Source organism: Runella sp. R0.1_18, from assembly GCF_057652155.1.
The window spans coordinates 1-12,459 of record NZ_JBYFCK010000010.1 but is presented as its reverse complement, the minus strand read 5'-3'; the positions used below and the strand labels follow the sequence as shown (position 1 = coordinate 12,459).

General features: G+C 43.0%; 12 protein-coding genes. 5 read left to right on the top strand and 7 right to left on the bottom strand.

Annotation, left to right across the window (positions count from 1 at the left end; genetic code table 11):
- Positions 1–13: 13 nt before the first annotated feature.
- Positions 14–229, top strand: a complete 216-nt coding sequence (locus AC23P2_RS17700; protein WP_487774429.1) for a hypothetical protein — start codon at positions 14–16, stop codon at positions 227–229.
- Here AC23P2_RS17700 and AC23P2_RS17695 read toward each other — a convergent pair.
- The gene (locus AC23P2_RS17695) at positions 221–1,348 is read right to left on the bottom strand and encodes a DegT/DnrJ/EryC1/StrS family aminotransferase (RefSeq protein ID WP_487774428.1); all 1,128 of its coding nucleotides are present in this window, start codon (positions 1,346–1,348) and stop codon (positions 221–223) included. The two genes, AC23P2_RS17700 and AC23P2_RS17695, sit on opposite strands and share 9 nt — an antisense overlap.
- Before the next feature lie 15 nt (positions 1,349–1,363).
- On the opposite strand from AC23P2_RS17695, the gene nagA reads away from it, so the two are divergent.
- The 3 genes from nagA to AC23P2_RS17680 all read left to right on the top strand — a co-directional run bounded on the left by nagA (position 1,364) and on the right by AC23P2_RS17680 (position 3,770).
- Positions 1,364–2,536 (top strand): N-acetylglucosamine-6-phosphate deacetylase, encoded by a 1,173-nt coding sequence (gene nagA, locus AC23P2_RS17690; protein WP_487774427.1) that lies wholly within the window; start codon positions 1,364–1,366, stop codon positions 2,534–2,536.
- Between the two features lie 81 nt (positions 2,537–2,617).
- Entirely contained in the window at positions 2,618–3,427 is an 810-nt protein-coding gene (locus AC23P2_RS17685; RefSeq protein WP_487774426.1) for a hypothetical protein, read from the top strand.
- Positions 3,428–3,482: 55 nt separating this feature from the next.
- The gene (locus AC23P2_RS17680) at positions 3,483–3,770 is read left to right on the top strand and encodes a hypothetical protein (protein ID WP_472492899.1); all 288 of its coding nucleotides are present in this window, start codon (positions 3,483–3,485) and stop codon (positions 3,768–3,770) included.
- Between the two features lie 3 nt (positions 3,771–3,773).
- On the opposite strand, the gene AC23P2_RS17675 is transcribed toward AC23P2_RS17680, so the two are convergent.
- Genes AC23P2_RS17675 through AC23P2_RS17660 form a run of 4 tightly spaced genes read right to left on the bottom strand, consistent with a single transcriptional unit; the run spans position 3,774 to position 8,853 of the window.
- Positions 3,774–4,541 (bottom strand): LytR/AlgR family response regulator transcription factor, encoded by a 768-nt coding sequence (locus AC23P2_RS17675; protein WP_487774425.1) that lies wholly within the window; start codon positions 4,539–4,541, stop codon positions 3,774–3,776.
- Positions 4,542–4,545: 4 nt separating this feature from the next.
- A complete protein-coding gene (locus tag AC23P2_RS17670; RefSeq protein WP_487774424.1) occupies positions 4,546–5,568 on the bottom strand; it encodes a sensor histidine kinase in 1,023 nt (340 codons plus the stop codon).
- Positions 5,569–5,589: 21 nt separating this feature from the next.
- Positions 5,590–6,477: an SDR family oxidoreductase gene (locus tag AC23P2_RS17665; RefSeq protein ID WP_487774423.1), complete on the bottom strand. Its 888-nt coding sequence runs from the start codon at positions 6,475–6,477 to the stop codon at positions 5,590–5,592.
- 15 nt (positions 6,478–6,492) lie between these two features.
- The gene (locus tag AC23P2_RS17660; protein WP_487774422.1) at positions 6,493–8,853 is read right to left on the bottom strand and encodes a TonB-dependent receptor; all 2,361 of its coding nucleotides are present in this window, start codon (positions 8,851–8,853) and stop codon (positions 6,493–6,495) included.
- Between the two features lie 199 nt (positions 8,854–9,052).
- On the opposite strand from AC23P2_RS17660, the gene AC23P2_RS17655 reads away from it, so the two are divergent.
- A complete protein-coding gene (locus AC23P2_RS17655) occupies positions 9,053–11,980 on the top strand; it encodes a hybrid sensor histidine kinase/response regulator transcription factor (RefSeq protein ID WP_487774421.1) in 2,928 nt (975 codons plus the stop codon).
- 48 nt (positions 11,981–12,028) lie between these two features.
- Here the strand turns inward: AC23P2_RS17655 and AC23P2_RS17650 are convergent, their stop codons facing one another.
- Positions 12,029–12,154 carry a T9SS type A sorting domain-containing protein gene (locus AC23P2_RS17650; RefSeq protein WP_487774420.1) on the bottom strand — a complete coding sequence of 42 codons (126 nt, stop codon included), beginning with the start codon at positions 12,152–12,154 and terminating at the stop codon, positions 12,029–12,031.
- A 54-nt stretch (positions 12,155–12,208) separates the two neighbouring features.
- On the bottom strand, positions 12,209–12,459 hold a 251-nt coding region (locus tag AC23P2_RS17645; protein WP_487774419.1), incomplete at its 5' end, for a hypothetical protein.

The following is a 12,459-nucleotide window of genomic DNA, read 5'->3' as shown; positions in this document are numbered from 1 at the left end:
AAAAACGACTTTTATGAGCACCTACGACAGAATCATGGCAGAAGGTATTGAAAAGGGTATCGAGAAAGGCATTGAAAAGGGCATCGAAAAGGGCATTGAGAAAGGTATCGAAAAAACGGTATTGAATGCCTATGATAACGGCATTAGCTTAGAAACCATTCGTGTTATTACAGGAGAAAATGCAGAAAAAATCACGAAAGTTTTGCAACGTAATAATCGCCTAGCTTAGGGTACGTTTCATTACTCCTACTACTCTTTGAAGCTCGTCTTCGGTTAAGTTTGACCCCGATGGAAGGCATAAACCATCGTCGAAAAGTGTTTCTGCTACTTGTCCACCGTAGTAGGGCGCTCCTTCAAACACAGGCTGGAGGTGCATAGGCTTCCACAAAGGGCGCGCTTCTATGTCATTGGCCGCTAATTCCAATCTAATTTTCTCCCGCGTCACGCCGTTGGTTTGGGAGGTGTTTACCCGAATGCAACTCAACCAACGATTGGCATAACTACCCTCTAATTCGGGCTGAAATTCAATCCCTTCTGTTGCCCCCAATGTTTGTTGATAAAACTCAAAATTTGCCCGCCGCTGACGTACTCGCTCGTCGATGACCTGCATCTGGCCGCGCCCAATTCCCGCGCAAATGTTGCTCATTCGGTAATTATAGCCAATCTGCGAATGCTGGTAATGCGGAGCATTATCGCGGGCTTGGGTAGCCAAAAAGCGTGATTGTTGTATCAACGCTTCGTCATCGGAAAGCAAAGCCCCGCCGCCCGACGTCGTGATGATTTTGTTGCCATTAAAAGATAGAATATTCAACTTTCCAAAACTTCCTAATTTACGTCCCTGCCAACTCGCCCCCAGTCCTTCGGCAGCATCTTCAATGAGCGGAACATCATATCGCGCGCAGACTTCTACAATTTCTTCGATTTTGGCAGGCATACCGTACAAATGCACTGCTATCACTGCTTTGACGTTTTTCCCTTTAGCTCTTTCACCTTTGATGGCTGTTTCTAACGCCTCGGGGCAAATATTCCACGTTTCCCATTCCGAATCCACAAATACGGGCGTAGCTCCTTGGTACACAATTGGGTTGGCCGAGGCAGCAAATGTAAATGACTGACAAATAACAACATCCCCCTGCCCTACCCCAAGCATCACCAACGCTAAATGTAGCGCCGCCGTCCCTGAAGACAACGCCGCCGCGTGCCCTACGCCTACATAACGGCTCAAGTCGTGTTCAAACCCATCGACATTAGGCCCCAAGGGCGCCACCCAATTGGTTTCAAACGCTTCTTGTACATACTTTTGTTCGTGACCGCTCATGTGCGGCGAGGAAAGCCAAATTTTATTCATTATTCAATAGAAATCTTGCCGAAAGATGTGCAACTTTCGGCAAGTTCGCAAATTAAACCCGATTCCATGTACGTTCTGACCAATTGCACCATTTACACGGGAGAGAGCATTTTTACTCACCATGCCGTGGTTGTTGACGGCAACCGCATCGACCGCATCGTACCTACCGAATTGATTCCAACCGACTTACCCGTTTACGACCTCCACGGCCATGACCTCACCGCAGGCTTTATTGATATTCAATTATACGGCGGACAAACGGGCTTTTTTGTACGAGATCTATCGGCAGAATCGTTGGAAGACATGGTCAATACCCACCAGCAAGACGGGACAGCAGCTATTATACCGACTTTGTACTCAACCTCACGCGAGCGTATTTTAAAAGCCATTGAAGTAACCAAAGCGTATATCGCATCGGGAAAAACGGGCGTACTAGGTCTTCACATTGAAGGGCCGTTTATCAATCCTGAAAAAAGAGGGGCACACAGCGCCGCGCAAGTACGTATTCCCACCGAAACAGAACTAGATGAAATCATCGAACAAAGCCAAGGACTACTAACGCTGATGACGATTGCGCCCGAAATATGGCCTCCTCAGCTTCTTGCTCGCCTCCAAAACAGCCACATTCAACTCTCGATGGGTCATACCAACGCGACCTACCAACAAGCCAAGGCTTTTTTGGGCTCGGGAATTCCGATGGCAACGCACCTTTACAATGCCATGCGTCCTTTTGAAAGCCGCGAACCTGGGGTAGTGTCGGCGATTTGGGACACGCCAACGGTACACGCCAGCATCATTGCCGATGGCCACCACTGCGACCCCGCCACCATCCGCATTGCTAAACAGCTCATGGGCGACCGTCTTTTTTTAATTTCGGATGCTACTTTGGCAAAGATTGAACCACAACGCTTTGTTTTTGAAGATTTTACGGCTAATTACGACGGTCATCGCCTGCTCAACGACGATGGGAAATTGGCGGGTTCGGCCATTACACTGCTCGATGCCGTTCGTTTTTGTGTCCAAACGGTGGGGCTTTCCAAAGAAGAAGTTTTTCGAATGGCCTCTACCTACCCTGCACAAGTGGTAGGGGTCGGTAAACGTTTTGGAAAAATCAAAGCAGGTTACGCCGCCACTTTTGCCGTGCTCGACGACCAGCAACGCCTCGTTTCTTTTTTTCCGCCTCGTTAATAAAAAGAATAATGACGAAAGGGTTAACTAATATAAATCAGTTTGTAGGCCCAATATTAATAACATTTAAATTTTAATGTCATGGCAGTCGATTACTTAATACTAAAACATTGTAGAGTCAAAGAACAGCTATCTACAGAACAGCTTCTTGAACGAATAAAAAACCGAAATCGGGTTTATAATATTCGAGATATGTTAGCACAAAGTGGTAAAACAGAAGATGAAATAAACAACTTTGAATTTACACATCAACAATGGACGCCCAATGGACCGATAAATTCTAGGCATAAAATCATTGATTTGATTGCTGAAATTTCAATCCTGGATACCCTTGCACCTATTTGTACAGACTGTCCAGTTGCTAATAAAATTCCTTTCGGGTGTATTGGTGCAGTTAACTATCCAATTTCTGCCAAATGCGAGCAGTGGCTCGCCCAAATCGCTCTTGAAAGTTACAAAAAGGGGGAAGTTTATTCAACAATGATTAAATTCATACTTGACCAAAAAGTAACAGGTAAAGAAACTGAGGAAGCACGACGTCATGGTGACACCTTTTTTGAGTTAAAACACCCTATTGAAATCGTATTGAGTAAGAGTTTCTTCTCTAAAAAAATAATTAATACAAGTCAACTCATTGATATGATACTTGGAATAAGGTCAATGCAGTATGTGCACATGAATCATTTACTTATGCTTTTCGGTGGTATCTTTGCTGAAGATACACAACCTAAAGATAGACCTAGTAAATTTCACAGAGAGATTAGTAAATATGTTTCTTTAGGTCTTGACTTACCTAATGATCCAGACCAATCTATCTACAATTTTTACTGGCTTTTCCATAAGATGTTTCTGGCTTTTATAAACGATACTGACATGGCATTTGATAGATGACATTTACTTTGCATATAAACTATAAGCTCTACTCTCCCCCCTTAAAACCACTACAATGAAACCAGAAAAACTAGCCGCACTTACCGACGAGCAACTGCTCAAGCAAAAAAAAATAATCAAAAATAGCCATAATATTATCATAGCAGTGGGAATTGTAGCCATACTTCTCGCCTTTATGATGTTTGGTTACCACATTGGAAAAGACGCTGCTACAGGTGGCCAAAGTACTTTTTATTATAAGCCCCTACTTCCTTTTCTCTTCATTTTTATCATTGGCAATGTGGTGATTTCATCAGAAAAAAAATCCATTGACGGCGAAATCAAGAAACGGAATTTGGAGTAACCCCTACCCCTCCATCCACGCCTTAAAATGCGGGGCTTTTTCTCGGCTTACAAGAATGTCGTGCGAGGGCTCGGGCTGAAGTTCTAGTTTAAGCTTGCCGTTGAAATAGGTATGAATCTTCTGCACAGCCACAAGCGAGGCGATGTATTGTCGATTGAGACGAAAAAACAGCGTCGGGTTAAGCAGCCGCTCAAGTTCTTCGAGGGTATAATCGACCAAAAACTGTCGGTTATCGCTTCGGACTAAACACACCATTTCGTTGGTCGTATAAAAATAGGCGATTTCTTCCTGAGGAATGGGCAGCAGTTGGTCGTTGTAAGGCACCAGAAAACGGGTTTTGTATTTTCGACCTACCGCAGGTATCGAATCGAGTAGCGACTGGATTTTCAGGGTATAGTCATTGGCAGAAAAAACCCGTTGGCTTTCCTTAAACTTCATAACCGCTGCTTCCAATTCTTGCAGTTTGATGGGTTTCAGCAAATAGTCTATACTCTTGACTTTGAAGGCTTTGATGGCGTATTCGTCGTAAGAGGTCGTAAAAATAATGGGACTAGGAATCGCCATTGATTCAAAGATCGCAAAACTGAGTCCATCGGAAAGCTGGATGTCGGAAAATATCAAATCGGGTGCAGGATGCGATGAAAACCAACGTTTCGAGCTTTCGATACTGTCAAGAACCGCTACAATTTCTATTTCTTCATCAATTTTTTTAATCAGCTTCTCAAGGCGTTCGGCGGCGGGATATTCATCTTCTATCAGGATCGCTTTCATGAATTTAGGCTTCTAACAAGGGCAGTTTTACTTTAAATGACCACTCATTTCGCAAGACTTCAACTTGCTGTTCGGTCAGAAGACGATAGCGATTGATGATGTTTTGGAGTCCCACTTTGGTCGATTTCTCAAAGGTCATTTTTTCTTGTAGGTTGTTCTCCACCGTCAAAAACCCATCTTCCTGTACAATCCTGATTTTCAACGGTTTTTCTTTAGAAACCACGTTGTGTTTAATCGCATTCTCAATCAACATCTGAATGCTCAACGGCGCTACGTGCAGCTGGTTTATATCGGTCAAAAGCTGGGTTTCTACCTGCAAATTTTCCCGAAAACGAATTTTATTGAGGTAAATGTAGGCATCCAAAAACTGCATTTCTTCCTCCAACGTCACGGTGTTTTTTTCACGACTTACCAACACGTACCGATACACATCAGACAGCTTATCGAGGTAGTTTTGGGCGGGGCTATTTTCATCATCAATAAGCGACGCCAGCGTATTGAGGCTATTAAATAAAAAATGAGGATCCAGTTGATTTTTAAGCGCATCCAATTGCGACTGCACATTTTCACGGGCCAGGGCTTCGGTCTTTTGTACGTGCGATTTCCACGATTGAAAAAAGAAAGCACTTTCGTACATCAAGGTCACGATAATCGTAGGAATCAGGCTGATTTTAAACCCACTCAGCACCTCATTGAGGCGATCGAAATTGGAGATATTAGAACAAAAAAAGTAATCAATGAAAGCACTCACTACCAAGGTATATGTCAAGCCCACGATGGTTTGCCAAATCAGCCGACGAGCAGTTTGGCGATAGTGCGGGAAGCGTTTCCGCAGCAAAATAAAAATCGCACGGTTGCCCTCCCAAATCAACAACGTGTTCATAAAACACGAGCTTACCCAATAAAAAATATCTTTGGTGTTTCCGCCCGTAAAGACTTCTTTGTGCATCACGATTGGAAGCAAAATACTTAAAAGTGGAATGCCAATTAAACGTGCTTTGCGGTCGTTGATATAGGGAGGTTCCATGCGAAATTTCCTCATTTTTTATCAAAGATACGGAATATCTACACCTTTTGGTTCTTCAAAAAATACCTCCAATGACGTACTCGGCTCACCAAGTTCTTTCCAAAGTGCTTGACCGTAAAAATCTTCGGTAGTCCCTTCGTAAAAGGCAAACAAGTCGGCCAAACTCTTCATTGTTGGCGAGAAAAACCCAATTGTTTTAGCCATCCACAAGGGCAAAACTTGCAATTTAAGGGAAGGTTTTTGGGCTTTTAGCCGTTGATAAACGGTTTCGTAGTCCATTTTTTCGCGTCCTTGTACTACGTAATGCTGGTAATAAGCCGTTGGGTTTCCTACCGCTTTGGCGACCCATTGGGCATAATCGGCCGAATTAGTCCAGTAAAATTCTACGGGTTTTCCCACCCACTGCAAGGTTTCTTTTTTGATGGCCCATTCGATGCTGTCCAAAAACCACGTTGGGTGAAAAATCGTAAACGGAATCCCCGATTCTTCGATGTAACGATGCCCTTCGCGGCGGGTTTGATTTTGATAAAATTCTTTGGGCTGACGAATCGACGGGTGGGCACCTAACGCGCCAATCTTCAAAATTTGCTGAACACCTATCGCTTGACACGCCTCCACGATGTTTTTGACGCCTTCTCGCTCCAAAAAAAACGAGCTTTTCGCACCATTTTCCTCCGCACTTAGATTTATATAAACGTATGTACTGCCTTTCAAAGCGCGGGACAAACTGGGTACATCACGCACATCAGCCACTGCAAATGTTACTTCTTTGGGAAGCAGTTGCTTAGCTTTTTCGGGATTTCGCACCACTGCCCGTACTTGATAACCGTACGCCAAGAGGGCTTTCACTACGGGAATGGCCAAACGCCCCGTAGCGCCTATGACAGAAATAATGGTTGTTGAATTCATGGGAAGTTTAACAAATTAAAAGGTTAGACGATAGAACGGAATGGGCAAAAATCCTTGCTGATAGGCAGTCCCGATTTTATTTACGCGCGGGTTGTAAGCTTGTTGAAAAATGTTCTGATGGTTGGTAATATTCTGTAAATCAATGGCTAACTCATGCGTACTACGGCGGCGATTGAGTTTATAACCAATCTTGAGGTCGGTGCGAAAGTAGCCGCTTTGTTGCTGCGTAAACGCCCGTGATTCGTCATAAATAGTGGTATTCGCCTCGGCCGATGCCTCCAAATTGATGGGACGAATGTACTTCCCACCTGCCGAAGTAAGTTTCCAGTTGATGCTCAGCACACTCCTATTGCCCAGCGGAATGTCTTTGCCCGCCAGCACATTGACGACGTAACGGTTATTGAAAGGAGTATTGCGTTCGACACCGTCGCTGCCTTGGTATTTTGAATCAAACAACGAACCCGTTATCAAAAAATAGTAATTATTGGAAAAGTACTTTTCTAGGGTCATTTCTAAACCATAGTTCCTACCTGTGCCTTTGTTGACCAAATTACCTACGTTGGTAGGGGCAAAATCCACTCCCTCGATGAGCACTGAGTAATAGCCCAAACTCGGCTGAATCGGAACGTTAAACAACGATTGATAATAAGCTTCCAACTTCAAGCGTAGGTTTTCACCAAGGCTACGCTCATATCCCAAAACAAAATGATGGCTTTTGGTAAACCCTAAGTCTTTGTTTGTCAAAGAGTAACTTCCATTGGTATTTTGGGTTTGGTAAAAATATAGCAACAGCGGTTGTAAGTTACTGTGCAATCCGTAAGCGAAGTTGAACGTACTACGGTCGGTTGCTTGATAAGCCAATCCGACGCGCGGTTCCAACGCCGCCGAATTGTTGAGTTCATAATGCAAGCCCGTCAGCCCCGCATTAAAGGTCAAATTTTGACTAAAACGGTGTTTCCACTGCACATACGCCTGCGTGAGCATGGTTTCGCCGTCGGTACTGCGGAGTGTAACGGCGTTGGGATATAGGTTGGAATTCAGCAATTTAAAGCGACTCAAATCGACAATCACCCCTGCCGAAATTTTGTCTTTGGCACTGATTTTATGGTTCACGCTGGCGTTGAGGGATAGCTTTTCGTTGGTAAACTCAGCCTGTTCTGCTAAAATTTCTTCCGATATTACCTTTGTTTCTGGTTTATAAATCACCGTATCTCCCTTAAAATTTTGGTAGCTTCTCGACGCCGAGAGCGTCACTTTTCCAAAGCTTTTATCCGTAAAACGGTGCTCGTACGACAGTGCCGCAATACCCGTTTCAAAACGCACGCGGGTGTTGGTATTTTCGTCACCGTAAGCATCTCCTTTCTCCGTATCCACGTCTTTTCCCAAAAACGTAATGTTGCTTTTTCCCGCCAGCGTCCAAAACGTTAATTGCCCTTTCTTACCTACAGGAACGTCGGTTTTAAAGGTAAAGTCTTGGTAATAAGGCGTTCCTGCAATGTCAAAACCCAAATTGGACATAATACCAAACAACGAATATCGGTAATTTAGCAAATACGACGCCTTCGATTTTTTGCTGTAAGGCCCTTCGGCACCCACCTCAACCCCGTTGAAACCCACTTGGGTCAGAAACTCGTGCTTTTCGTCATTTCCTTTTCGCATACGCAAATCAAACACCGACCCGAGGGCATTGGCATATTCGGCAGGGAAAGCCCCCGACATAAAATCGGACTTGGCCAACAAGTTGGTATTGAGCATCGAAACAGGCCCACCCGACGTTCCCAACGAGCTAAAGTGGTTGGGATTAGGGATATTGACACCATCCAAACGCCACAGCAACGAGGCGGGCGAATTTCCTCTGACTACAATGTCATTTCTAGCATCGTTGGCACCACTCACCCCCGCAAAATTGGCCGCCATCCGCGACGGGTCACCCAAACTTCCTGCGTATTTGAGGGTTTCGGAAGGAGCAAACGGTCGCGTGCTTACGGTTGACATTTCGTTGTTTGCCACTTTGTTGTCCTCGCTTCGTTTGTACCTGACGGTCACTTCGTTGAGGTTTTTGAAACTCTCCGTCATTGATAAATCCAGTACCACCTCTTTACCCGCATTGACAATCACATCTTTCGCAAAAATGTCTTCGTAGCCTAGGTACGTCACCCGCAGCGATGCTCTGCCGACATTTACTTTTAGCAAGCGAAAATTTCCATCGGCGTCAGTGGTGGTTCCGTTGAGCGGGTTACTTCCCGCTACCACCACAGTAGCCCCTACCACGGGCGCTTTAGAAGCGGCATCGGTGATTTTTCCGCGCACGGTTTGGGTAGATTGGGCAAAAGAGTAATATCCCAAAAATAGCAAAAAGAAAAGCTTTGTTTTCATGGCCTTTGTTATGGTTTGTTTTCGGTACAAAATTCTCCGAAAACGAGCCCCTCTCAAACGTAACAGCAGGTGAAGTGACAAAATAGCCTAGGTGAAATGCAAACAACGAGGGTCGAAACGCTCACTGATACTGCTTTTTTGTCTATTTTTGCTCTCTAATCCATTCCCATTTACCCTCTTTACGACTCAACAGTATCTTATGTATCAAAAACTGCCTGCATTCCTCCAGTTAGTATATAGCTTTTCTCTCAAATCATTGTTATTTTGCCTTTGGGGAATAGTTGGAGGAGAAAATATAGCCCAAGCCCAAAGTAAAATCGATACCTATTTATCTCTGAAAGGACAGGCGCGTTTGGACAGCCTATTGTTACAACAGCATTTAGTTTGGTATAACCTCGACAGTACTTCCGCCTTTGCCCAAATCGATATTATCAAAAAACATGGTCTTAAATCCAACGACCAACTGTTGGTAATTTATGCCGATTATTTAAGGGCATACTACTTACTGGGAGGCAAACAAAAAAACGTCGAGATTGCCTACTCTCGTTTTCAAAGCGTAGCAAAAAAGCTAGAAAAACTACCTGCTAGCACACTTAAAACCGCTTTTGAGGCCGAAGTGGAACACAGTATGGGTGTAACTCTGTACCTAACCCGTGATTTTTCTAGCAAGTGTATCAACCACTTATTAGCGGCAGATTTAGCCTTTCGGAAAATCGGTTACGAAAATTTCGCCTTTGCAGGTTACCGCCTTACTTATTTGGCCTTGTATTATTTAAAGCGAGTTTCCGATCCAGAAACGGCCTTAAAGTACTTAAAAGAAGGAGAAACGTACATTCAGAATGACCCCGTTGATTTTCACCGCATTCAGTTGTACCGCAACATTGCGTTGTGTTTAGTAGAAAAAAAACAGTACCAAGAGGCCATTCGATACAATCAATTAGGCATTGCACAAGTGCATACGCGCAAAGACAGTCTTCGCATTGGTGCTTTGAATGGCAACATTGGAGAAATCATTTTGGCGCACTTTCCCAACCCCAAGGAAGCCGAGCCTTATTTTAAAAAAGAGTTGTGGTATCGGCTTCGTTTCAAGCCCGATGGCTACGAAGACCTCTCAAAAATATACAGTAATTTATGCCAGGTTGCGGGGCATAAACGAAATTATGACGAAGTAATACGCTATTATAACCAAGCGATAAAAGTAGCTGACCTTTCACGTACCAATGATGAGGCGGCTTGGTATTCTTCGCTCAGTGAAATTTACCTAAGTCGCATGATTGCAGATACCCTGCTTGGTGATTATAAAAGTGCCCTAAAACATGAATTTTTATTTCAGGATGCCCAAAGTAAAATCAAAAAAGATGCCCTAAGCAAATCAGCAGTTGAAGCTTCAGTTCGGTTTGACTCAGAAAAACTAAAACTACAAGCCGAACTTGCCAATCAACAAACCCAAAACTCTCGATTTTGGATTGCGTTTGTTTCTTTGTTGCTACTTGTGACGTTGTTAGTGGGGTATTTTATTTATTATCGCTTGCAAACACGACGGGAAGAGTTAGCCCGTCAATTGTTATTTGAACAAAAAGAAGCGGAACGTTTGGCGGAATTAGACACCCTAAAAACCCGATTTTTTACCAACATATCCCACGAGTTTCGTACGCCATTGACTTTGCTTTTATCTCCCCTACAAGATTTGCAAAAGGAGTTTCCTGGACGCACTATTTTCCAAATGATGCAGAGAAATGCCGAACGATTACTGTCTTTGATTAGTCAGTTGTTGGATTTAAGCAAATTAGAAGCAGGAAAAATGGAAATTCAATTGCAAGAAGGTGATTTATCACAGTTTTTACAGTACATATTTTCTTCGTTTGAATCTCTAGGACAAGACAAAAATATATTATTTCAATATCAACAAAGTCGGGAGCATCAATTTGCTTATTTTGATGCCGATAAAATTGAAAAAATTACAACCAATTTACTTTCTAACGCTTTTAAATTTACCCCAGAAAATGGGCGTGTCCAGATACGAGCTGACTATTCTGACACTTCATTATTGATAGAAGTCAAAGATTATGGCATTGGGATAGACAAAGAACGTTTACCTAAAATATTTGAACGATTTTATCAAATTGACGACAGTGCACAACGCCATTATGAAGGAACGGGTGTGGGTTTAGCTTTGGTAAAAGAGCTAGTAGAGGTACTGGGTGGAACAATCAGTGTAATAAGTGAACTAGGACAAGGAACTACCTTTAATATCAACCTACCTACTGAGTTTTTAGATAAAAAACTAGAAAACATAACAGACACTTTATATTTCAACAATACTTCTAAAACCCCTGACAGTGGATTAGAAAATAAAACGACAAACGAAGAAGAGTATCCCGTGTTACTTATTGTAGAAGACAACGCAGATTTGCGCGCGTACATTCGGAGTCAGTTTGAATCAACGTTCTTTATTATTGAGGCAAAAGATGGGAAAGATGGATTAAGCAAAGCCCTGGAGAGTATTCCAGATTTGGCCATTTGCGACCTAATGATGCCACATTTGGATGGGTTTGAATTTTGCAAGCAGCTCAAAAGCGACATGCGAACAAGCCACATTCCAGTGGTGATGCTCACTGCCAAAGCCGCCATTGAAGACCGTCTAGTAGGTCTTGAGTTAGGCGCCGACGATTATCTTTCTAAGCCATTCAATACCAGTGAATTACAAATTCGGGTACGTAATTTGATTAAAATTCGTGAAACTATTCGTCAAAAATACAACACATCAAAACTCTTGACAACTGAATCAGAACCTGCAATTCAGTCCCAAACCCATGACAAAGAATTTTTAGAGAAAATAAATGATATATTAGAGAAAAACATCAGTAATTCGAACTTTGAAATGGAAAACTTGGCTAAGAGTTTATCTATTTCAAGTACTCAACTTCGTCGAAAACTAAAGGCCCTTACCAATCAAACCATCATTGAATACGTAAGGAATTATCGCCTTGACAAAGCTGCTCAAATGTTAAAAAATGGTGAAGGTGGTGTTTCTGAAATTGCTTATAAAGTTGGATTTGAAAGTCTTTCTTATTTTTCAAAAGTCTTTCAAGAACGTTTCCAACAAAGCCCTTCTGAATGGAAATAAATTAAAGCCCCCAAATCTAGTATTGTTGGGGGCTTTAATTCACACTTATTATTTTTTAATAACTTTCAAAGTCTCCTGTTTGTCATTTGTAATGACTCGTAATAAGTACAATCCCCTAGCCCCCAATGGGGAACAATTGTCGCTTGCTGTCTGCTGTCCTCGCAGCTCCCACACCTACCCCATCTTTCGACTGGATACCCAACAAGTATAGCAATCATTATCCGCACACTATCTAGCCAATTTACTAATCTTGAAATCTTGCCTATGTTCAGAAGATAAAACTCGTAATACATAACTACCCCCTGCATAACCTTCCATGGAAATAGACTCCACATGACCCAAAGCCAAATTAGACAACGATCGCCGACACAATTCCTCGCCTCCCAATCCAACCAGCACCACCAAAACCTCCCCCTTAATCGACTGGTTGAAACGTAAGGACAAAATACTACCCACTGGATTACCCAAGATACTCACCC

Bases quoted from the DNA above. Each gene is read 5' to 3' on its own strand.
- AC23P2_RS17655 (WP_487774421.1), top strand. From the start codon at position 9,053: ATGTATCAAAAACTGCCTGCATTCCTCCAGTTAGTATATAGCTTTTCT.
- AC23P2_RS17660 (WP_487774422.1), bottom strand. From the start codon at position 8,853: ATGAAAACAAAGCTTTTCTTTTTGCTATTTTTGGGATATTACTCTTTT.
- AC23P2_RS17700 (WP_487774429.1), top strand. From the start codon at position 14: ATGAGCACCTACGACAGAATCATGGCAGAAGGTATTGAAAAGGGTATC.
- AC23P2_RS17665 (WP_487774423.1), bottom strand. From the start codon at position 6,477: ATGAATTCAACAACCATTATTTCTGTCATAGGCGCTACGGGGCGTTTG.
- AC23P2_RS17695 (WP_487774428.1), bottom strand. From the start codon at position 1,348: ATGAATAAAATTTGGCTTTCCTCGCCGCACATGAGCGGTCACGAACAA.
- AC23P2_RS17675 (WP_487774425.1), bottom strand. From the start codon at position 4,541: ATGAAAGCGATCCTGATAGAAGATGAATATCCCGCCGCCGAACGCCTT.
- AC23P2_RS17680 (WP_472492899.1), top strand. From the start codon at position 3,483: ATGAAACCAGAAAAACTAGCCGCACTTACCGACGAGCAACTGCTCAAG.
- AC23P2_RS17685 (WP_487774426.1), top strand. From the start codon at position 2,618: ATGGCAGTCGATTACTTAATACTAAAACATTGTAGAGTCAAAGAACAG.
- AC23P2_RS17670 (WP_487774424.1), bottom strand. From the start codon at position 5,568: ATGGAACCTCCCTATATCAACGACCGCAAAGCACGTTTAATTGGCATT.